Below are 21,594 nucleotides of genomic sequence, written 5' to 3'. Positions count from 1 at the left end.
ACAACAAGGATTTCGTTGTGTTGCAAAGTACTAGATTTAACAATTAAAAATTAAATAACGTAGGATTACACATGTTAGCGCAACTTTTTGAACATCTGTTCCGTTCTATTGATTCGATGTTTGTCACTAATTTTTTTATCTGGGCAGTTGTATTTATATTTTTTTCTGCCTGGTGGTGTGACTACAAAAACATTCACAGTAAATTTAGGGAGTATGCTCCAACACTCATGGGAGCATTAGGTATATTAGGCACATTCATTGGCATAATAATTGGATTGCTTAATTTTAACACTGAGAGTATTGATACCAGCATCCCACTTCTATTAGGTGGTCTAAAAACAGCATTTATCACCAGTATTATAGGGATGTTCTTCGCTATTTTATTTAACGCACTTGATGCTTTTTTCTTCGCAAACAAACGAGATAATTTAACAGAGAGTGTGCCTGAAACCATAACGCCTGAACATATTCATCACGAATTAAAAGAAAACAACCAATACTTGGAAAAGATGATTTCAGGTTTGAGTGGCAATGAAGAAGGGTCCTTAGTTGCTCAGGTGAAACTATTGCGCAATGAAATAAATGATGCTTCTCGTGCACAACTCTCTCATCACACTGAGTTTAGCAATAAGCTCTGGGAACAATTGAAACAGTTTGCTGATTTAATGGCAAAGGGTGCAACAGAACAGATAATTGATGCACTTAAACAAGTTATTATCGATTTTAACAATAATTTAACCGAACAGTTTGGTGAAAATTTTAAAGCTCTTGATGCTTCGGTAAAAAAACTTGTCGATTGGCAGGATAATTACAAGAACCAAATTGAGAATATGAGTGAACAATATCAACAAAGTGTCGACTCATTAGTTGAAACCCGCGGAGCTGTTGCAGGTATCTGGGAGGAATGTAAAGAAATTCCACTTGCAATGGCTACATTACACGATGTGTTAAAAGTTAACCAACATCAAATCAACGAGCTATCTCAACATCTTGATGCCTTTGTTTTATTACGTGATAAAGCTACAGATGCGGTTCCTGTTATCCATGAAAAATTGGACGAGGTAGGCGAATTGCTTAAAGCAGGGGCATTGAGTGTCAGTTCATCTCTGGACCAAACAGGGGCTGAATTACTCGCCAATGCAAATGCTATGCGGATTGCTCTTGATGAAGGCTCTGAAGGGTTCAGGCAGTCGGTTACACAGACTCAGCAAGCATTTGCATCAATGGCTCATGATGTAAGTAACTCTTCTGAAACTTTAACCTCAACACTGGGTGAAACTATTACCGAGATGAAACAAAGTGGTGATGATTTCCTCAAGTCTCTGGAGGCACATTCTAAAGAACTGCATCGTAATATGGAAAAAAATACAACCGATGTGATCGAGCTCTTTAGTAAAACTGGCGATAAATTTAATCAACAATTATCTAGTAATGCAGAAAATATGTTTGGAACAATGCAATCGTCCTTTGACAAGGCAAGTGCTGGTTTAACCTCACAGGTTAAAGAGTCTGTTGAACGCTTTGGTGGTGCAATTAACGAACAGCTACATGCCTTTGAACAAGCGACTGAGCGTGAAATGAATAGGGAAATGCAATCTCTAGGGAATGCTCTCCTGTCAATCAGCCAAGGATTTGTCAAGAACTACGACCATTTGATTAAAGAGTATCAAAGTGTTCTTGGGCAACTGCAGCCATTAATTAACTCAAGACAACACCGTGGATAATAATTAATGGATAAAATAATTGGTAAGCAAAAATCCAGCCAGAATCAGGATAATGAACACTGGGTTTCAATGTCAGATCTAATGGCAGGACTGATGATGGTATTTATGTTTATATCCATCGCTTATATGCATTATGTCCGTATTGAAAAAGAAAAAATAAAGGAAGTGGCAGTCGCCTATGAACAGGCCCAGCAACAACTTTATAATGCATTAAATGTTGAGTTCTCAAAGGATTTGCCCGATTGGGATGCAGAAATAGATAAACAAACTCTCGAAGTAAGATTTAAATCACCGGATGTTCTTTTTGGTTTGGGTAGTTCGGAATTGAAACCAAAGTTTAAAGAGATTCTTAACAATTTCTTCCCACGATACTTGAAGGTACTAGATCAGTATAAAGAACATATCACTGAGGTTAGAATTGAGGGACATACCAGTACAGATTGGACAGGGGCGGCTAATCAAGATGAAGCCTACTTTAATAATATGGAATTGTCTCAAGGACGAACCCGAGCTGTATTGCAATACGTACACAGTTTGAAAGAGTCTTCTGCACACCAAAAGTGGGTGAAAAGTAAGTTTTCTGCAGTGGGATATTCGTCTTCACATCCAATTCTTAATGCAATGGGCAAAGAAGACCAAAACCGCTCACGTCGAGTAACGTTTAAAGTAATTACAAATGCCGAGTTGCAAATTCGTCGCATAATTCAGGAATAGTTAAAATGAAGCTAACTGTTGATTTTTCTGAATTGATTGCGTTGGGAAAAAAAATGCTTCCTTCCGGCGCTGAATTTTCTCTTGCTGAAGCACCTGTCGTCTTCGACCCTATTGATATTGAATTATCCGCAGGTAAAGAAGTCAGTATTGACGACCTAGATCCTGGCAGTGGTTTAATTTCCTATCAAGGACGCCAAGTCCTTCTATATATCAGGGATCATACCGGACGCTATGATGCAGCTATTGAAGATGGTGAGAATGGGAAGCGATTTCATATTGCCTGGTGTAGAAAATTGGATGAGATGCGCCAGAAAAACCGTTTTGAGCGTTATCATGCGACAAACCGCGTTGATGGTTTTTTTGAAATAGATGATGGTGCTGGACGCTATCAGGATGCAGACCTAAAAGTCTGTAAGTTTTGTTTAGAAAGATTAAATTATAAAGGAAGTATTGATTATCGTACCAGACAAAAAATATTTACTCAATTCACCTTGGATGATTTCTTCTCTCACTATAGCACTTGCTTTCGCCATATGCCAAAAGGTATTTATGACAAAGCAAACAGTGGCTATGTAGACAATTGGAAAGATATTTCCCGCTCCATTCGCGAACATGCAAATTATAAATGTAATGATTGCGGTGTTAATTTAACTTCCTCACGCCATCTCTGCGACGTTCATCATAAAAATGGGGTTAAATACGACAACTCAGCAGAAAACCTCCATGTTGTTTGCAAAGATTGTCATCGTAAACAACCTTTCCATGAAGGTATGTTTATAAGCCAGGCTGACATGGAAACTATTCAACACTTGCGATCTCAACAAGGGTTATTAAAGGTTGACTCCTGGAAAGATATTTATGATCTCACCGATGCATCTATTCACGGTGATATTAATATTATGCAGCATAAAGGATACCCACTTCCGGTGCTAAGATTTGATTTACAAAACTCCACACATAAGACTATTACAACCGTAGAAGCGGCTTGGCCAAAATTTAAAATCGCAATTAATCTCACGGAAGTAAAAGTCGAGGGTTGGAAAATATTCACCGTAGGTGAGCTCGTAAAAAGCATACAGTCCGGAGTTGTTTTCTGAGTCACTCAAGTCATTATTGATGCCTAGTAAATATCAATCATGAGATCTTAAATTATTATGTGGAGTCTATAAATAACTCTGCATAATAACTGCCGCATTAATAGCATTCACTCAGGAGAACACCACCCCAATAATAAACTGAACACTATCACCTGATAAATAGTTTTTCCTACTGAGTGGTTCACCGGAAACACTTTTTGCATCTTGATTAGAGCCTGGACCAGCGCCAGTGGTCTCACATTGTATGTTTCTAGACGTTAATCCAGTCTTACCTGACGATTCTGTGAATAGGTATAGCGAAAATGATCGCCATAGATGGACTCCGTATCCAGCACAAAGTCCAGCTGCAGTGGTTGTTGTGAAGCCCATTTCAAGTTCAACAGGTCACCCGCACAGCTTTTATCTGAATCTCTTGCCTCTACCAGAAATATTTCCTCTCCTACCTTGAAAGAATCATTAAGACGCGGACCACCAATTGCAAAACATTCTGCGCGAAGTCCTAACGCCAGAACAGCGCCGAAGAAGATATTGTTGTCAACGGCATCGACGGGCTTACCATTTACTATCACCGCAATTCCTTTAACAAAGGCTGTGCCCATACCGTTGTTGGTAACATAAATTCCCCACTGTTTTTTACGGCTATCATTGGAAAAATAAGCATTTATCCTCGGCTCTACAGAAATATGGTTGTGCTTGATTTGCTCTTTTCCCTGCCAGATAGCAAACCCAAGTGAGATACTAGCAATGACTATGCCTGTAAAAGCGAGGATCGAATCCCTGTATCTTGTCAAAAAATAGCGCATAAACGGTTTTTCCTTATGAAAAATTATCTGCTTCAATGCGATGTTACTGCGCGACACTACAACGTGCTGAATACGACCTATAGCAGTAAACGTTATTTACTTTTTAAACCGTACATTGTGGGAACTGAAACTATTGTCTATTAATAAAAACCCACGGCAAAGGGTGATATTTTGAGCAACCTGATCGTCATAGGTGATCAGTTCCTACCATCATCCCCCTACCAACCGTGCGCACTGCTGCCTGATACCATCAAAAATGCATTCCGCTAATTCGGCTGGGAACGAATTAGGTAGCAGTCCAATGACACGATCAATCACTCCCGGGGTTGTCGCCAGCAGCTCTTCAATAATGGATTCAACCTCCTGTTGGCCTAACCCGGTTATTTCACCGTGTTTTATCCAGTGGCGGCGTCGGATCTGGCTAAGCAGGTAATGGTTACTGTTCCCGCGAACGGCCATCGCCAGCTTGCACTTCTGCCAGGCTATCTGGTTATTGCCCGGGCCAATCAGCGGCCAGGCCGATAGCACATCGTACAGTGGCGTCAGGTGGTAACGGTTTTGCGGTAAATGCGCAAGACTGAAATTCTTTGCGTGGCCATCTGTCGCGGCCAGCAGCCAAAAAATAATCTGCGCTTTAAAGAAATGCCTGCGATCTGTTTCAGCCTGTTCCGAGCGACTCAGAATTTCCATAATATCGGTAATACCGGGGCCACCATCTGATTGATACTTCCTCAGCGGCGAAACGCCCAGAGCCTGACACATATCCTCTTGCGGCAGACGGATCCACCACTGTTTATCGCTTGATAGTTTTCTGTCAAAACGCTCAACGATCAGTGCCTTTTGATCTTCAAACTGCGCAATATGGGTACTTGCTACCGGCACACCATAGTGTTCAACAATCAGGGAGCAGAGCCATTCATTCTCGATGGAAGTGCGCATATCAGCCCGCATGTTTCCTACCATGCCTAGCGCTAATTTGAAAATATGCGTGGTCGGCGTATTTCCTTCAGGTAAACACCACTGGTTGTCATGCCACAGCAGCGCCGTTTTTTCCTGAGCGCCGGCGATGGATAAACGCAGATCGTCATCCTGACCCTGTCGCCCCGGTAACGTCGTGGCAGTATTGCGGAGCATTTCGGCGATTTGCTCCTCTGCCAGCGGGCGTTGCCTGATGGAAAATATATCCGCAGGTTGCTCACCGATATCGAGAAGCTGTATGGCACCAACACAGTCGCGGCCCAGTTCGGCCAATAAGTCGAAAGGGTCCAGACTTTCGGCATGATAGCGTATAGCCAAACGTCGGCGGATCCCCTCGCTATCTGGCAGCAGGTTATCGAAATAATCGCGCACCACGCTACCGCGATAAGGCTGATTCCCCGGCGTGAAAGGCAAAGAAAGCGACAAAGGCCTCCCCTGACTATCTGCAATCCACTCAGGCAGATACTCCAGCCGATCTTCACTTCTACGCTTTTCCCAATATCCCACCGGAATACCGTTCATCCAGATAGCTAACCGTTGTTGCGAACGACGCATCTCGTCACCACTGTTCCCGTCTTGCAGGCGAGTCTATATGAGTTGTAGAGGTTCCTTCCGTTTCACATCCCGGAGAGGCAAGCTCTGAGGAAAGCACCATTTCAATCCCCAGCACATTGAACACCCTAAAAAGGCGATCCAGACTGGCTGATGCAGGGTTTGACTCCAGGCGCGCATAGGTCTGCTGAGTGACGCCCAACCTCTCCGAAACGTCTTTTTGCGTCAGACCTTTTGCTTTACGAAACCCCACCAGCAAGGGGCGTAACTGGCTCAGTGTTTTTAACGGATAGACGGTATTCATAGATAGCGGCTCGCTGGCTTATCACTGTGTACAGATTATAGGCTGTTTTGCCCACGTTACACCTTACAGGGTGTAAATGCAAAATACAGCTTATAGGGTGTTTTATTATCAATACAGATAATAAGCTGTGAATTTGAAGAGCAAACTAGCTGTGGAACGGAGTGCGGACGTTTACACCGTATGCGATAGCCCTGGCAAAGTTTACTCCGAGCATCGACGGTCTTCTCTGGTGCTCATCAGCGCAGATCGCGTTAATACCCGCGCGATCCATACCTCCATCCTGGAATGCCTTGATCCAGCAGATCCCAATAAAATGCAATTTTAATATTTAATATCAAATAGATAGATGTCATAAAACATCAGGAAGATCCGGTTTTTACTGAAATGGGAAATACGTCAATACAGAGTAAAGTGGGTAGGTAATTGCGGCAGGCAGATTCCAAGCACAAAAAAACCACCTTTCGGTGGCTTCTTGTTCGCGCGGTACTTAATGGTGCCGAAGGCCGGACTCGAACCGGCACGTATCTCTACGGTTGATTTTGAATCAACTGCGTCTACCGATTTCGCCACTTCGGCACTGAAGTAGTATGCGGAAAACGGGTGCATTATACCTTCCCGCGATCGTCACGCAACACTTATCCGTTGTTCAATGAGTTAAGTGTCGAAAAAAGCGCCGCAGCGCACGTTTGCCTGCCCTTCCTCGCCGCTTTCCCGCCCCGACCGCTTCACAAACCTTGTGGCGCGTCACATTAATTATCACAACATGGTGTTGCACGACAAAACGCCGAGAAAATCCAATAACAAACAATTAATCATAAAGTTAAATAACAAAAACGCCCCGTCCCCCACGCCGGCATTTGTGATAACTGTCGCTTACTTGTTAATCGCGATGGTTGAAGATGTTCCTCCATAACAAAAAATAACAGCTTCGCGGCGCCCCTGCCGCCGCCGGGGCCACAGGAGCGAACATGATCCCGTCTGAACGCCGCGATTACATCTATCGCTATGTGCATGAATATCAGCTGGCGAGCATCAGCGCGCTGTCGGAGCTGATGAGCGTCTCCCACATGACGGTGCGGCGCGATATCCGCGTGCTGGAAGAGCAAGGCAAGGTGGTCAGCGTCAGCGGCGGCGTGCGCCTGAGCGAGGCGCTGCGCCAGGAGCTGGCCTATTGCGAGAAGGCGCAGCTGCACCATCGCCACAAGCGCGAGATCGGCAAATACGCCGCCGGCTTGGTGGAAGACGGCCAGGTGGTCTATCTAGACGCCGGCACCACCACCTTCGAGATCGCCCGCAGTCTGGCGGAGCGCTTCAATCTAACGATCGTCACCAACGATTTCTCCATCATCCAGCACCTGATGAATCGCCCGCAGCTCAGCCTGTTCCACACCGGCGGCCAAGTGGATCAGCGCAACTACTCCTGCGTCGGCAACAGCGCCGCCATGCTGTTGCGCAGCCTGAATATCGACGTGGCCTTCATCAGCACCAGCTCGTGGGATCTGGAACACGGCCTCTCCACGCCGCACGAGGAGAAGGTGCTGGTCAAGCAGGCGCTGCTGGAGGTCGCCCGCCGCCGGGTGCTGGTCTCCGACAGCAGCAAGTACGGCAAATACGGCATGTTCCGCGTCTGCCCGCTGGAGGCGCTGAGCGACATCATCTGCGACGCCGCGCTGCCGCCGGAGGCGCAGCAGCTGCTGCGCGAGCGCGGTCTGCAACTGCACAACGTCCAACTCTGATAACAACAACGCTAGGGAAAGGAGCACCATATGAACATCGTCATCACCGGCGGCGCCGGTTTTCTCGGCCAGCGGCTGGCGAAAGCGCTGCTGCACGGCCGTTGCCCGCTGGCCTTCGACACGCTGATCCTGGCGGACATCACGCCGCCGCCCGCCCCGCTGCCGGATGCGCGCCTGCAGTGTCTGGCGCTCGATCTGGCGCAGCCCGGCGCGGCGGAGCGGCTGATCGACGCCGACTGCGGCGTGCTGTTCCACCTGGCGGCCATCGTCAGCAGCCATGCGGAGAGCGATTTCGATCTCGGCATGCAGGTCAATTTCGACGCCACCCGCCAACTGCTGGAAGCGGCGCGCCACCGGGCGCCGGGCATGAAATTTATCTTCACCAGTTCGCTGGCGGTGTTCGGCGGCGAGCTGCCGCCGGTGATCGACGATCGCTGCGCGGTCACCCCGCAATCCTCCTACGGCGCGCAGAAGGCGATGTGCGAGCTGCTGATCAACGACTATGCGCGCAAAGGCTTCGTCGATGGCCGCGTGCTGCGCCTGCCCACCATCAGCGTGCGCCCGGGCAAGCCGAACAAGGCGGCCTCGTCGTTCGCCAGCGGCATCATCCGCGAGCCGCTGCACGGCGAGCAGGCGGTGTGCCCGGTAGACGCCGAGCTGGCGCTGTGGCTCTCCAGCCCGGCCGCGGTGGTGAGCAACTTCATCCACGCCGCCACGCTGCCCTCTTCGGCGTTCGGCGCGCTGCGCACGCTCAACCTGCCCGGCATCAGCGTGCGCGTGCGGGAGATGCTCGAAGCGCTGCGCGCGGTGGCCGGTGACGCCGTCGCCGCACGGGTGCGATTCGAGCCGGACGCCGCCATCAACCGCATCGTCGCCGGTTGGCCGGGCGAGTTCGACACCCGGCGGGCGCAGCAGTTGGGCTTTATCGCCGATGAAAGCTTCGAGCAGGCTATCCGCGCCTTTATCCGCGACGACATGCCGCAAGGCGGGGGCTGATCATGGCGATGTATACCCCAATCATCGGGCTGGCGGTGGCGGTATTTGCGCTGATTTTCCTGGTGCTGCGCACCCGCGTGCATGCGTTGATCGCCATGCTGATCGCCGCCTCCATCGCCGGCATTACCGGCGGCATGGGCGCCACGCAAACCGTCGACGCCATCACCAAGGGCTTCGGCTCTACGCTCGGCAGCATCGGTATCGTCATCGGGCTGGGGGTGATGATGGGCCGGGTGCTGGAGGTCTCCGGCGCCGCCGAGCAAATCGCCTACAGCTTTATCAAATGGCTGGGCAAAAGGCGCGAGGAGTGGGCGCTGGCCATCACCGGCTATATCGTCAGCATCCCGATCTTCGTCGATTCGGCGTTCGTCATCCTTTATCCGCTGGTCAAGGCGCTGGCGAAAAAGGGCAAGCGCAACCTGCTGACGCTCGGCGTCGCGCTGGCCGGCGGGCTAATCCTCACCCACCACGCGGTGCCGCCGACGCCGGGGCCGCTGGGCGTGGCGGGCATCTTCGGCGTGGATATCGGTGCCATGATGCTGGCCGGGCTGGTGCTGGCCATTCCCTGCGTGATCGGCATCGTACTGTATGCGCGCTGGCTGGGCGCGCGCTACCCGGACTTTATGCCGCAGGAAGAGGAAGCGCCGCAGGATCTGCGCGCCGCGCATCAGCAGTATCTGGCGGAGAAAGAGGGTAAGACGCTGCCGAGCCTGATGTTGTCGCTGCTACCGATCCTGACGCCGATCGGGCTGATCTTCGTCAACGCGGTCAACAATATGCTGGCCAAGCGCGAGGGCATGGGCTGGCTGGCGGAGAGCCTGTGGGGCCAAAGCTTCGCGTTTCTCGGCTCGCCGATGATCGCGCTGGCGATCAGCGTGCTGCTGGCGGTGTACACCCTGATGCCGCACGCCAACAAGCACGACACGCTGGAGCGGCTGGAAGAAGGCCTGCAGACCGCCGGCATCATCCTGCTGGTTACCGGCGCAGGCGGCGCGTTGGGGGCGGTGCTGCGCGAGAGCGGCGCCGGCACGCAGCTGGCGGAACAGGTCGCCGGGCTGCCGATCTCGCCGGTGCTGATCCCGTTCGTCATCGCCACGCTGGTGCGGGTGATACAGGGCTCCGGCACGGTGGCGATGATCACCGCCGCCTCTATCTCGGCACCGATCGTCAGCCTGCTGCCCGGCGTCAATATGCTGGCGGCGGCGCAGGCGGCCACCCTGGGCGCGCTGTTCTTCAGCTACTTCAACGACAGCATGTTCTGGGTGGTCAACCGCATGATGGGCATCAAGGACGTGCGCCAACAGATGATGGTGTGGTCGGTACCCACCACTATCGCCTGGGCTATCAGCCTGTGCGGCGTGGTATTGCTGGACTGGCTGCTGTAACGCTTCCCCCCAACGCCAACCCCAGGGCGCGATCTGTTAGATCGCGCCCTTTTTTCTTCTCCCTTTCACGCCCCTCACCACAAAACCGCAGATCCGATCACAATTTCACCAAATGCTGATTTTAAAGCCATATGAAAGAGAATAAGGTGAATAAATAAAATCAAATGAAAATAAAAGAAGGATAAACGCAATGAATGAAACAACCAGACGCATGGCCAGGTTAATCGATCTAAGCGCGGTGCAGGCCACCAATACCGAGGAAGACGTGCGCCACTGCGCCGCGCTGGCCAGCCGCTATCGCATCATCTCGGTACACGTGCTGCCGTGCTGGACGCGTTTCCTCAGCACCCTGCTGCCGGAGCGCGGCCAGGCGGACGTGATGATTGGCGGGCCGGTCGGCTTTCCCGGCGGCGGGCAGACCACCGATCTCAAGGTGCAGGAGGTGCGCCAGCTGATCGCCGAGGGCGCGCGCGAGGTCGATATGGTGGTGAACATCGGCAAGGTGCTGTCGGGGGATTACGACTATGTGCGCGAAGATCTGCGCCGGGTAGCCGAGGCCGCCGCGCCGGTGCCGGCCAAAGTCATTCTGGAGACGCACTATCTGAACGAGCAGCAGATCCGTCGGGTGTGCGATATCGCCGTCGAAGTCGGCATGGCCTGGGTGAAAACCTCCACCGGCTGGGCACCGACCGGCGCCACGGTGGAGAAAGTGGCGATCATCGCCGATCAGTTGCGTGGCCGCATCCAGATCAAAGGGGCCGGCGGCATTCGCGATCTGGACACGGTGCGCGCGTTGTATCGGCTGGGCGTACGCCGCTTTGGCATGAGCGCGGCGGCCACCCAGCGCGTACTGGAGCAACTCGAACAGGATCCAGGCCTGTTCCCGGAACTGAACGATAACTAAATCCTGCGCGATCCCAGCGCACGCTTCTGCGGGTGGCCCGCGCCATCCGCCACGGGAGTGATAACAATGAAAGATTTACTTCTTACCCTTGATATCGGCACCGGCAGCACCCGCGCCGGGCTGGTCACCAACACCGGGGAAATCCTTGGCTTCGCGCAGCGCGAGTACGAGCAGATCACGCCGCAGGCCGGTTGGTCGGAACAACCGCCTTCGCTGTGGTGGCAGAGTGTCTGCCAGTGTACGCAGGAGCTGTACGCGCGCTACGCCGAATACTGGCCGCGTATCGCCGCCGTCGGCGCCTGCGGGCAAATGCACGGCACGGTCTTGCTCGATGCCGACGGCGAGCTGGTCGTCGATCGCGCCATGCTGTGGAACGACAAACGCGCGCAGCCGCAGGTGGCGCGCTTTAGCCACCAACAGCCGCCGCAGCCCTGGCTTGAACTGTTGAACAATCCCCCTACCGCCGCCTGGCCGGCGTTCAAGCTGGCCTGGCTGCGCGAGCATCACCCATCGCAGTGGGAGCGCATCGCTACGGTGTTGATGCCGAAGGATTACGTCAATTTCCGGCTCTGCGGCGTACGCGCCACCGACTACAGCGAAGCCTCCTGCTATTACCTGATGGACAGCGCCACGCTGCAGTGGTCGCCAGAGGCGCTGCGGCAGTTCGGGCTGCGCGCCGATCAGCTGCCCGCCATCCATCTCTCCAGCGAGGTGATTGGCCACATTACGCCCGCAGCGGCAAGCGTTACCGGTCTGCCGCCGGGGGTGCCAGTGGTGGCGGGCACGGCGGATATGGCCGCTACCCTGCTCGGCTCCGGCGTCTATCAGGCCGGCATCGCCTCCGACAGCACCGGCACCTCGACGCTGCTCACCGTGGTCTCGGAACACCCGCTGCTCTCCGCCAGCGTCAACAACCTGCACCTGGCCAACTCGGCCTGGGGCGGTTTTACCCTGCTCGATGCCGGTGGCGACGCCATGCGCTGGGCGCGTTCGGCGCTGAGCGCCGGCCAACTCAGCCATCAACAGATGCTTAATATGGCGGCCGAGGTGCCGCCGGGTGCCGAGGGGCTGCTGTTCCTGCCCTACCTGACCGGCGAGCGGCTGGCGGAACACACCAACTCGCGCGCGCAGTTCTTCGGCCTGCAGCGCAAGCATAGGCAGCCGCATCTCTACCGCGCGGTGCTGGAAGGCGTAGCGCTGGCCTCCCTGCGTAATCTCCAGCAGCTCAGGCGCCACGCACAGGAGCCGGAGGCAATGATCGCTTCGGGCGGCGGCGCACGCAGCCCGCTGTGGCTGCAGATCAAAGCCTCGGTCTACAACCTGCCGCTGCTGCAGACGCGCAATCAGGAGAACGGCACCACCGGCTGCGCGATCGTCGCCGGGGTCGGCGTCGGGCTGTTCAGCAGTTTTGCCCAGGGGGTGAGTCGCACCGTCAGCATCGAGCGCGAATTTACCCCCGATCCGTGCCAGCACGAGCACTACCTGCGCTGCTTCGAGCTGTTCGAACAGCTCTACCGCCAGGCGCAGCCCCTCTACGAACAGCTTGACGTTATTAGCTCGTTCTCTTTTTCTCCGGATGAAGGAACACCGCAATGAGCGACTCTCTGATTAACAAGGGCGACATCGCGCAGCACGCCGCGGCCGAAAGTATCGACCGCAGCGCCTATCTGCCCGCTACGCCCTGGCTGCAGCTGATGCTGGTCTGCTGCCTGTTCGCCCTGTGGGGCATGGCCGGCAACCTGAACGATATTCTGATCGCCCAGTTCAAGAAGGGGTTCGATCTGTCGGATACCCAAACCGCACTGGTGCAGTCGATCTTCTTCCTCGGCTACTTCGTGATGGCGCTGCCCGCCGCAGCGGTGATCAAACGCTACTCGTACAAGGTGGCGATCGTAATCGGCCTGTGCCTGTACGCGCTCGGCTGCTTCCTGTTTATCCCGGCAGCGCAGATCATGACCTACGGTGCCTTCCTGGCCTGCCTGGGGGTGATCGCTACCGGGCTGTCGTTCCTGGAAACCTCAGCCAATACTTACTCCAGCCTGCTGGGGCCGCTGGAAACCTCCACCCAGCGCATCAACTTTTCGCAGATCTTCAACTCGCTGGGGATCATTTTTGGCGTATTGATCGGCCAGCAGCTGGTGTTCGGCAAAAACGATCCCAGCCACGCCCAGCTGCTGCAAATGCCACCGGCGGCGGCCGAAGCGGCACGCACCCAGATGGTGTCGCAGGTGGTCACACCTTATCTGATCATCGGCAGCGTGCTGATCGTGTTGGCACTGATCTTCGTGGCGGTGAAATTCCCCGCCTGCAAAACCCAACGCTCGCACCAGGGAGCGGGCAAGCCGCTGATGCAATCGCTGAAGATCCTGCTGGCACTGCCGCGCTTCCGATTGGGGGTGCTGTCGCAGTTCCTGTATGTCGGCGCGCAGGTAGGGCTGTGGAGTTTCACCATTCGTTTTGTGCAAATGATTGAACAGGGCGCAACCGAGCATTCGGCCACCTACTGGCTGCTGGCCACGCTGGTCTGTTACTCGGCCGGCAAGGTGGTCACCACCGCGCTGATGAAAAAGTTCAGCCCGGCGCGGTTGCTCGGCGTGTTCTGTTCGGTATGCGTGCTGCTGTTGCTGCTGGCCGTCAACATTCAAAGCCTGCTGGCGGTGGTGGCGATCATGGGCGTCAACTTCTGCATGGCGCTGTGCTGGCCAACCAACTTTGGCCTGACGATCAAAGGGCTGGGCGAAGAAACTCAGGTGGCCGGTTCGATCGTGGTGATGTCGATCATCGGCGGCGCGGTGGTGCCGTTAATCATGGGCATCATCTCCGATCTCAACGGCGGCGATATGCAGATCGCCTTCGCAGTACCGCTGGTCTGCTTCGCCTACGTCGCCTTCTATGGTTTCTACTGCGCGCGCAAGGGGATTTGATATGGCACACCGGATTAACGGGTTGATGCACGTCGGTCTGCGCTGCGCCGATATCGAACGAGCCGCCGGCTTCTATCGTTCACTCGGTTTCGAACCCCGACAAACGCTGGCGCTCGGCGGCCCCGTCGCCGTACAGTTTTTGCAGTTGGGTGAGCTAACGCTGGAGTTATACCAGTTACCTGACGAAGGGCTGACTCGCCCCGCCAGCGCCTATGGTATCGACCATATCGCTTTGCGGGTCACCGATCTGGCGGCCACGCAGCGTTGGCTGGCGGATCTGGGCTATCCGGTGATTGAAGGGCCGACGCTGCAGCCCAGCGGTGCCAACGGCGTGCGTTATCTGATGATCGCCGGGCCGGACGGTGAGCGGGTGGAGTTCAGCCAGCCGCTGTAATGTTTCTTCCCACATAGCACAAGGCCCGATGGCGGTTATAAGCCATCGGGCCTCATCCGCATTTTTGTCAGCTCACGAGCCTTTACCGCCATAGCCATGCACCTTATCGGCCATCGCCTACATTTCCTTAATCACCCTACCAAGCAGCGCCAAATAATCCCCAGCCGCAATGGCAATACTGCAAATAATTGCATACCCATGTGTCAGCCAATAAAGAGTGAGTTTGCTTAACATTCCGAGAACACTATTTTTTCATTGGTGAAAATCAGGCGGGAAATAAAAAATCGTAATGGCGTTCGCAAAGGCGAAAGAGTAATTCCATTAGATGAGTTTTATCTTAAATCACCATAAAAATAGCATACACACGTAACAAAATGGTGGTTTAACGCTTAAAAACCAGCAGAGAACACTTGCCTCTGCGGAGTTAATAGCTTTAAGATGATGTAAGAAAATTTTCCCTGGTGTTGGCCAATATTGGCAACCTGACCCTACGCGGTCAGGTTTTTTTTGTATTTTTTATTAAAACATTACATGGGGAAGTCTATCGCCTTGAAGGCTGTGAAACCAGTTAGACTAAAGTACAGTCCCTTACTAGACCTTTATCAGTTCATGCAGGTGATTATTTCATATCGCAGAGATCGGGGCAGGTACTCTATATTACGTCCCCAACGTGAACCGACACGCGACCAAATCAATACCGATTGACGCCCATCATTTCTTGAATCGAAAAACGCTGTTCGCCAGCCGATATTTTCTCCCTTCAGACGTATCCCGGCTGATGATTTATGCGCAGCCGTGCCTCCGTATTCCACGGGTACGCTAGCCGCGGGCTAGCGAGCCAGTCACTCCACCGGTTTAATCAACCGAAGCTCCATCCCCAGGCGCACGGCATGTCGGGCATTCGTTACCCCCAACTTTTTGACGACATTGGACATATGAAACTTGATGGTGCCGGTTTTTATGCCCAGGATCATCGCCGTTTCCTGGTAGGTTTTACCCACGCTGGCCCAATAAAGGATCTCGTTTTCCCTGTCGGTAAAGCGGGCATTTCTCTCCAGGGCTACGGCGTTTTTTTCTGAAAGTGGGGATAGTGCCAGATACGACTCATGGATTGAGGCCAGCAATACCGAGATTGCACCTTTACGATCGGTGAGCGCCTGGATGGCTTCCGCTCTCTGCTCAACGTTGAAGGCAAAGGAAAGCGTGACGAGATTGTCGTTGTAATCGTGCAGCACGAAGGTATAGCCGTGCGTTACGCCAAACTCGCGGGCCTGTTCGAACAACTCGGGAAAGTGCAGCCCTGCGTCAGCCATGATTTGCTCGTCCCAGGCGAACGGGGTCAGGCGGTTGCGGGCGGTAAGCACCACCGGATCAATATACTGCAACCCCTGCTCTTGATACTTTTTTACCCATTCACTCGGGTAGTTGGTGACGCCAAAGATGCAGGCAATGTCTTTTTTGGATAACACCACATACGCCCACAGGAGATCGCCCAACTCTCCCAACGCCGCCTCCAGTCGCTTGCCGATGATATTGCTGAGATTGTATTCGTCTTCCATTGGCTGCGTGCTCCCTCTGCCCAACCTACCGCTGAACTGACTATACCAAAAAGGATCGGTGCGCCATAACCTTCGCATCTCGCACGGATAATGCCCGCTGGAATATTGCCAGCGGCGGCCGGCAAGCGCTTTGCCTGCCGCCGATGCGCGGGGTATATTAGCCGCACGTCCATTGTGCCTGTCAGGAGTGAATGAGTGAGCATGTTCGCAGAAGAGCGCCAGGAAAAACTCCTCGCCATTCTCAAGGAGAAGCGCAAGCTCTCCGTGGGGGAAATGAGCTCGCACTTTAACGTCTCCGGCGCCACCATCCGCACCGATCTGCGCATTCTGGAAGACGCCGGCATGCTGACGCGTACCCACGGCGGCGCCATTCTGCGCACCCGCGCCAGCTTCGAGGTCGGTTCCGATCAGCGTGAAGAGGTGAACCTCAGCGCCAAGGAGCAAATCGGTCAACTGGCCGCCGGCCTGGTGGAAGACGGCGACATCATCGTATTGGACACCGGCACCACCACCCTGCAGATCGCCCGCCATCTACGCCAGCGCCGCAACCTGACCGTGGTCACCAACGATTTCATGATCGCCAAGAGTCTGGAAGACGTCGAATCTATCCAGATCATCCTGCTGGGCGGCATCGTCAAAAAGGGTTATCACTGCGCGGTCGCCATCAACGGCCGTTCGCTGCTGGATACGCTGAACATCGACAAGGCGTTTATGGGTACCAACGCATTGTCGCTGAAACAGGGCGCCTGCGTGGCCGACATCATGCTGGCCGAAACCAAGCGCGCGATGGTGGAGCATGCCAATCAGGTGATCGTGGTGTGCGATCACTCCAAGCTGAGCAACACCTCGCTGGCGCAGTTCGCCTCCCCTGCCCAGATCGACACCCTGGTGCTGGATCGCCTGCCGGAAGACGCGCAGGCCTATCAGGATGCCGGCATCGCGCTGCTGAGCGTCAGCTAACCCCCCCAACAAAAAAGGCGCGGCCCCACGGCCACGCCTTTCTTCACTACCGCTCGCCCCGCTACTTGCGTTTGAGCAGCATATACACGCTGATCAGCAGGAACAGCATGCTCGGCAGCAGCGCGCCCAGCACCGGCGGCATGCTGTACACCAGGCTCAGCGGGCCGAAGATCTGATCCAGCACGTAGAACAGGAAGCCGAAGCTGATGCCGGTCACCACGCGGATGCCCATCGGCACGCTGCGCAGCGGGCCGAAGATGAACGACAGCGCCATCAGCATCATCACCGCCACCGACAGCGGCGAGAAGATTTTGCTCCACATGTTGAGCTGGTAACGATTGGATTCCTGTCCGCTCTGCTTCAGGTACTTCACGTAGTTGCGCAGCCCGCTGATGGAGAGCGAATCCGGATCCAGCGCCACCACGCCCAGCTTGTCCGGGGTCAGGTTGGTTTTCCATTCGCCGGTCAGCGTCTGGGTGCCGGTCACCTGTTTCGGGTCGGTCAGATCCGAGGTGTCCACCTGCGAAAGCTGCCACACCCCGTTCTCGAAGCTGGCGGTGGCGGCATAGCGCACCGTTTCCAGGCGACGCTGGTCGTTGAAGTGGTAGATGTTCACGCCGGAGAGTTCTTTATCGCCGGAGACGCGCTCGATGTAGATGAAGTCGTTGCCGTCCTTCGCCCACAGCCCGCTCTTGGTGGAGAGCAGCGAGCCGCCGTACATCTGCTGGGCGCGGTAGTTGCGCGCCATCTGCTCGCCCTGCGGCGCCACCCACTCGCCGATCGCCATGGTCAGCAGCACCAGCGGAATGGCGGTTTTCATCACCGAGCCGGCGATCTGCAGGCGGGTGAAGCCGGAAGCCTGCATCACCACCAGTTCGCTGCGCGTCGCCAGTTGGCCCAGGCCGAGCAGCGCGCCGAGCAGCGCCGCCATCGGGAAGAAGATCTCGATGTCTTTCGGCACGCTCAGCAGGGTGTACATGCCGGCGCTCAGCGCGGTGTATTCGCCCTGGCCGACCTTGCGCAGCTGATCGACGAACTTGATGATGCCGGACAGCGACACCAGCATGAACAGCGTCATGATGATGGTGTTGAAAATCGTTTTACCGATATACCGGTCTAATACGCCAAACATCAGGCCGCTCCTCTCAGGCGTGCGCGCAGCTTGCGCATCGGCACGGTATCCCACAGGTTCAGCGCCAGCGCGATTGCGAAGTAAACGCCGTTAACCAGCCACAGCCACAGCATCGGATCCAGCTTGCCCTTGCCGGCGTTGGAGCGCAGCGAGGTCTGCAGCAGGAAGAAGATCAGATACAGCAGGATGGCCGGCAGCATGCTCAGCACGCGGCCCTGGCGCGGGTTCACCACGCTGAGCGGCACCACCAGCAGCGCCATCAGCGCCACCGACACCACCAGCGTCAGGCGCCAGTGGAACTCGGCGCGCGCGTCCGGATCGTCGGACTCCCACAGCGTCTGCATCGACATCTGTTCGGATTCGGTGTTGTCCGCCGCCACGGTGCGGTGGCCAATCACCGCCTTGTAGTCGTTGAAGTCGGTAATGCGGAAATCGCGCAGCAGCGCGGTGCCTTCAAAGCGGGTGCCCTTGTCGAGCGTCACCACCTGCGAGCCGTCTTTCTGCTGCACGATGTTGCCGTGCTCGGCCACCACCACCGACGGGCGTTGGTTGCCGTTCGGCCGCAGCTGCGCCAGGAACACGTCGTTGAAGGTGCTGCCCTTCACGTTGCCGATAAACAACACCGCGTTGCCGTCCTGCGAGGGTTTGAACTGCCCTTCCGCCAGCCCGGCGATGCTCGGGTTGGCCTTGGCTTCGTTCACCACCACGTCCTGATAGCGCGAGGCCCAGGGGCCGGCCCAAAACACGTTCACCGCCGCGATCGCAGAGGTGAACAGCGCCAGAATCATGGCGGCGATAATCAGGGTGCGTTTGCCCAGCCCGCAGGCGTGCATAACGGTGATTTCGCTCTCGGTATACAACCGCCCAAGCGTCATCAGCAAGCCGAGAAACAGGCTCAACGGCAGGATGAGCTGCGCCATTTTCGGCACGCCCAGCGCCAGCAGGGAGAGGACTAAGTTTGTCGGGATATTGCCGTCCACCGCATCGCCCAACACCCTGACCAGGTTCTGACAAAAGAAGATCAGAAGCAGGATGAACAGGATGGCGATTTGGCTCTTGAGCGTTTCCCGTACCAGATATCTTATGATGATCACGCTTATTACGCCTGTGAAAACTTGTCTTTTTGCAGGAAAATCGATAATTTCATCGCTAATCCGCCATTTATTCTCATCATATGGCAACCTTCACAGCTAAAATAGTATTACAACATCAAGCCGTTTGGGTGTCCTATAGGAACTTGCTTATAGTCGCCAAAACAGAGCAATTTACGCCGTTCAGGTTAACATAATCCGTTAACTCAAATGGCGGGAGATCGTTACGGAGTCGGTTATTCTAGCCGTAGCGTCCGCCTTTGTCTTTAAGATTCAGGAGAGTGCATGGAGTTCAGTGTAAAAAGCGGTAGCCCGGAAAAACAGCGCAGTGCCTGTATTGTAGTCGGCGTTTTCGAACCGCGCCGCCTGTCCCCTATCGCAGAACAACTCGACAAAATCAGTGATGGTTATATCAGCGCATTGCTGCGCCGTGGCGAACTGGAAGGCAAGGTCGGGCAGACGCTGCTACTGCACCATGTGCCCAACATTCTCTCCGAGCGCATCCTGCTGATCGGCTGCGGCAAAGAGCGCGAGCTCGATGAGCGCCAATACAAGCAGGTGATCCAGAAAACCATCAATACCCTCAACGACACCGGCTCAATGGAAGCGGTCTGCTTCCTGACCGAGCTGCACGTGAAAGGCCGCAATACCTACTGGAAAGTGCGTCAGGCGGTGGAAACCGCCAAAGAGACGCTCTACACCTTCGATCAGCTGAAAAGCAACAAGGTGGAGCCGCGCCGTCCGCTGCGCAAAATGGTGTTCAACGTGCCGACCCGCCGTGAGCTCACCAGCGGCGAGCGCGCTATTCAGCACGGCCTGGCGGTGGCTTCCGGCATCAAGGCGGCCAAAGATCTCGGCAACATGCCGCCGAACATCTGTAACGCCGGCTACCTGGCCTCGCAGGCCCGCCAGCTGGCGGACGCCTTCAGCACCCACATCACCACCCGCGTCATCGGTGAACAGCAGATGAAAGAGCTGGGCATGAACGCCTATCTGGCGGTCGGTGCCGGTTCGCAAAACGAGTCGTTGATGTCGGTGATGGAATATAAGGGCAACCCAAATCCGGACGCTAAGCCGATCGTGCTGGTAGGCAAAGGGCTGACCTTCGACTCCGGTGGCATCTCGATCAAACCGGCCGACGGCATGGACGAGATGAAATACGACATGTGCGGCGCGGCGACCGTGTACGGCGTGATGCGCGTGGTGGCGGAGCTGAACCTGCCGCTGAACGTGATCGGCGTGCTGGCCGGCTGTGAAAACATGCCGGGCGGCCGGGCTTACCGTCCGGGCGACGTGCTGACTACCATGTCCGGCCAGACCGTCGAGGTGCTGAACACCGACGCCGAAGGCCGCCTGGTGCTGTGCGACACCCTGACCTACGTCGAGCGCTTCGAGCCGGAGCTGGTGATCGACATCGCCACCCTGACCGGCGCCTGCGTGATCGCCTTGGGCCACCACATCACCGGCCTGATGTCGAACCACAACCCGCTGGCGCACGAGCTGCTGGGCGCTTCCGAGCAGGCCGGCGACCGCGCCTGGCGCCTGCCGATGGCCGACGAGTACTACGAGCAGCTGGACTCCAACTTCGCCGACATGGCGAACATCGGTGGCCGCCCTGGCGGCGCCATCACCGCCGCCTGCTTCCTGTCGCGCTTCACCCGCAAGTACACCTGGGCGCACCTGGATATCGCCGGCACCGCCTGGCGCTCCGGTAAAGCCAAGGGCGCGACCGGCCGCCCGGTGGCGCTGCTGTCGCAGTTCCTATTGAACCGCGCGGGCCTGAACGGCGACGATTAAATCTGAGCGGTAATTCAGGTATAATCCCAAGGGGCACAGCATGCTGTGCCCCTACATTTTTTTATCGGCAGCGGTGGATCCTTAATGAAACAGGCGACGTTTTATTTGCTCGACAACGCGGAACCGTCTGGTGCGCTCAGCGCCCATGAGGCCGTGGCCTGCGCCGTTGCCGCCAACGGCTTCCGTTCCGGCAAACGGGTGCTGATCGCCTGCGAGAGCCAGGAGCAGGCCCAGCGGCTGGACGAAGCGCTATGGCAGCGCGAGCCGCATGAATTCGTGCCGCACAACCTGGCCGGCGAAGGGCCGCACTATGGCGCGCCGGTGGAGCTGTGCTGGCCCGGCAAGCGCGGCAATGCCCCGCGCGATCTGCTGATCGCCCTGCTGCCGCAGTTTGCCGATTTTGCTACCGCTTTCCATGAAGTGGTAGACTTCGTTCCTTACGAAGACACTCTGAAACAGTTGGCGCGCGACCGTTACAAGGCCTATCGCAGCGTCGGCTTCCATTTGACCACGGCTACGCCGCCAACTCACTGAATACGATAAA

At 55.1% G+C, this 21,594-nt stretch carries 20 protein-coding genes and 1 tRNA gene; 14 read left to right on the top strand and 7 right to left on the bottom strand.

Annotated features, from left to right (window positions below):
- Window positions 1-71: 71 nt before the first annotated feature.
- From zorA2 to zorE, 3 genes are read left to right on the top strand one after another with little or no spacing between them, the layout of a single operon-like run.
- Window positions 72-1,724: a type II Zorya anti-phage system protein ZorA2 gene (gene zorA2, locus SSARUM_RS02340; RefSeq protein ID WP_060430784.1), complete on the top strand. Its 1,653-nt coding sequence runs from the start codon at window positions 72-74 to the stop codon at window positions 1,722-1,724.
- Between the two features lie 6 nt (window positions 1,725-1,730).
- On the top strand, window positions 1,731-2,438 hold the full coding sequence (gene zorB2 / locus SSARUM_RS02335) for a type II Zorya anti-phage system protein ZorB2 (protein WP_060430783.1): 708 nt from the start codon (window positions 1,731-1,733) through the stop codon (window positions 2,436-2,438).
- Between the two features lie 5 nt (window positions 2,439-2,443).
- Window positions 2,444-3,535 carry a type II Zorya anti-phage system protein ZorE gene (gene zorE, locus SSARUM_RS02330; protein WP_060430781.1) on the top strand — a complete coding sequence of 364 codons (1,092 nt, stop codon included), beginning with the start codon at window positions 2,444-2,446 and terminating at the stop codon, window positions 3,533-3,535.
- 257 nt (window positions 3,536-3,792) lie between these two features.
- Here zorE and SSARUM_RS02325 read toward each other — a convergent pair whose 3' ends face one another.
- From SSARUM_RS02325 to SSARUM_RS02310, 4 genes are all read right to left on the bottom strand, one after another.
- Window positions 3,793-4,338: a hypothetical protein gene (locus SSARUM_RS02325; protein ID WP_060430779.1), complete on the bottom strand. Its 546-nt coding sequence runs from the start codon at window positions 4,336-4,338 to the stop codon at window positions 3,793-3,795.
- Between the two features lie 210 nt (window positions 4,339-4,548).
- Window positions 4,549-5,871: a type II toxin-antitoxin system HipA family toxin gene (locus SSARUM_RS02320; protein WP_060430778.1), complete on the bottom strand. Its 1,323-nt coding sequence runs from the start codon at window positions 5,869-5,871 to the stop codon at window positions 4,549-4,551.
- 4 nt (window positions 5,872-5,875) lie between these two features.
- Window positions 5,876-6,172, bottom strand: a complete 297-nt coding sequence (locus tag SSARUM_RS02315; RefSeq protein ID WP_072264934.1) for a helix-turn-helix domain-containing protein — start codon at window positions 6,170-6,172, stop codon at window positions 5,876-5,878.
- A 491-nt stretch (window positions 6,173-6,663) separates the two neighbouring features.
- Window positions 6,664-6,748 (bottom strand) — tRNA-Leu (locus SSARUM_RS02310).
- An 82-nt stretch (window positions 6,749-6,830) separates the two neighbouring features.
- Between SSARUM_RS02310 and SSARUM_RS02305 the strand changes: the two genes are divergently transcribed.
- The 8 genes from SSARUM_RS02305 (at window position 6,831) to SSARUM_RS02270 (ending at window position 14,511) form a co-directional block, all read left to right on the top strand.
- Complete coding sequence (locus SSARUM_RS02305; protein WP_140926549.1) at window positions 6,831-7,085, top strand: hypothetical protein; 255 nt, start codon at window positions 6,831-6,833, stop codon at window positions 7,083-7,085.
- A gap of 55 nt (window positions 7,086-7,140) precedes the next feature.
- Entirely contained in the window at window positions 7,141-7,908 is a 768-nt protein-coding gene (locus SSARUM_RS02300; protein WP_041037671.1) for a DeoR/GlpR family DNA-binding transcription regulator, read from the top strand.
- Between the two features lie 30 nt (window positions 7,909-7,938).
- The gene (gene denD, locus SSARUM_RS02295) at window positions 7,939-8,904 is read left to right on the top strand and encodes a D-erythronate dehydrogenase (RefSeq protein WP_060430776.1); all 966 of its coding nucleotides are present in this window, start codon (window positions 7,939-7,941) and stop codon (window positions 8,902-8,904) included.
- A complete protein-coding gene (locus tag SSARUM_RS02290) occupies window positions 8,904-10,289 on the top strand; it encodes a GntP family permease (protein ID WP_089185441.1) in 1,386 nt (461 codons plus the stop codon). Before denD ends, SSARUM_RS02290 begins: the two co-directional genes overlap by 1 nt.
- A gap of 190 nt (window positions 10,290-10,479) precedes the next feature.
- On the top strand, window positions 10,480-11,193 hold the full coding sequence (gene deoC / locus SSARUM_RS02285) for a deoxyribose-phosphate aldolase (protein ID WP_209008074.1): 714 nt from the start codon (window positions 10,480-10,482) through the stop codon (window positions 11,191-11,193).
- A 66-nt stretch (window positions 11,194-11,259) separates the two neighbouring features.
- Complete coding sequence (locus SSARUM_RS02280; RefSeq protein ID WP_060430767.1) at window positions 11,260-12,789, top strand: xylulokinase; 1,530 nt, start codon at window positions 11,260-11,262, stop codon at window positions 12,787-12,789.
- Window positions 12,786-14,117 carry an L-fucose:H+ symporter permease gene (gene fucP, locus SSARUM_RS02275; RefSeq protein WP_060430765.1) on the top strand — a complete coding sequence of 444 codons (1,332 nt, stop codon included), beginning with the start codon at window positions 12,786-12,788 and terminating at the stop codon, window positions 14,115-14,117. Before SSARUM_RS02280 ends, fucP begins: the two co-directional genes overlap by 4 nt.
- Before the next feature lies 1 nt (window position 14,118).
- Entirely contained in the window at window positions 14,119-14,511 is a 393-nt protein-coding gene (locus SSARUM_RS02270) for a VOC family protein (protein ID WP_060426758.1), read from the top strand.
- An 842-nt stretch (window positions 14,512-15,353) separates the two neighbouring features.
- On the opposite strand, the gene SSARUM_RS02265 is transcribed toward SSARUM_RS02270, so the two are convergent.
- The gene (locus tag SSARUM_RS02265; protein ID WP_060426756.1) at window positions 15,354-16,070 is read right to left on the bottom strand and encodes a LuxR family transcriptional regulator; all 717 of its coding nucleotides are present in this window, start codon (window positions 16,068-16,070) and stop codon (window positions 15,354-15,356) included.
- A gap of 201 nt (window positions 16,071-16,271) precedes the next feature.
- Between SSARUM_RS02265 and SSARUM_RS02260 the strand changes: the two genes are divergently transcribed.
- Window positions 16,272-17,030 (top strand): DeoR/GlpR family DNA-binding transcription regulator, encoded by a 759-nt coding sequence (locus tag SSARUM_RS02260; RefSeq protein WP_060430764.1) that lies wholly within the window; start codon window positions 16,272-16,274, stop codon window positions 17,028-17,030.
- 61 nt (window positions 17,031-17,091) lie between these two features.
- On the opposite strand, the gene lptG is transcribed toward SSARUM_RS02260, so the two are convergent.
- Both lptG and lptF read right to left on the bottom strand, forming a co-directional pair.
- A complete protein-coding gene (gene lptG / locus SSARUM_RS02255; RefSeq protein WP_060430762.1) occupies window positions 17,092-18,162 on the bottom strand; it encodes an LPS export ABC transporter permease LptG in 1,071 nt (356 codons plus the stop codon).
- Entirely contained in the window at window positions 18,162-19,256 is a 1,095-nt protein-coding gene (lptF, locus tag SSARUM_RS02250; RefSeq protein ID WP_033636875.1) for an LPS export ABC transporter permease LptF, read from the bottom strand. The genes lptG and lptF overlap by 1 nt, the downstream gene beginning before the upstream one ends.
- A gap of 282 nt (window positions 19,257-19,538) precedes the next feature.
- Between lptF and pepA the strand changes: the two genes are divergently transcribed.
- On the top strand, window positions 19,539-21,050 hold the full coding sequence (pepA, locus tag SSARUM_RS02245; protein ID WP_033636874.1) for a leucyl aminopeptidase: 1,512 nt from the start codon (window positions 19,539-19,541) through the stop codon (window positions 21,048-21,050).
- 84 nt (window positions 21,051-21,134) lie between these two features.
- Complete coding sequence (locus SSARUM_RS02240) at window positions 21,135-21,584, top strand: DNA polymerase III subunit chi (RefSeq protein ID WP_033631663.1); 450 nt, start codon at window positions 21,135-21,137, stop codon at window positions 21,582-21,584.
- Window positions 21,585-21,594 lie beyond the last annotated feature (10 nt).

This window comes from Serratia sarumanii, assembly GCF_029962605.1.
Classification (GTDB): domain Bacteria; phylum Pseudomonadota; class Gammaproteobacteria; order Enterobacterales; family Enterobacteriaceae; genus Serratia; species Serratia sarumanii.
The sequence above is the reverse complement of the archived record's forward strand: the minus strand, read 5'-3'. Positions and strand labels throughout refer to the sequence as shown.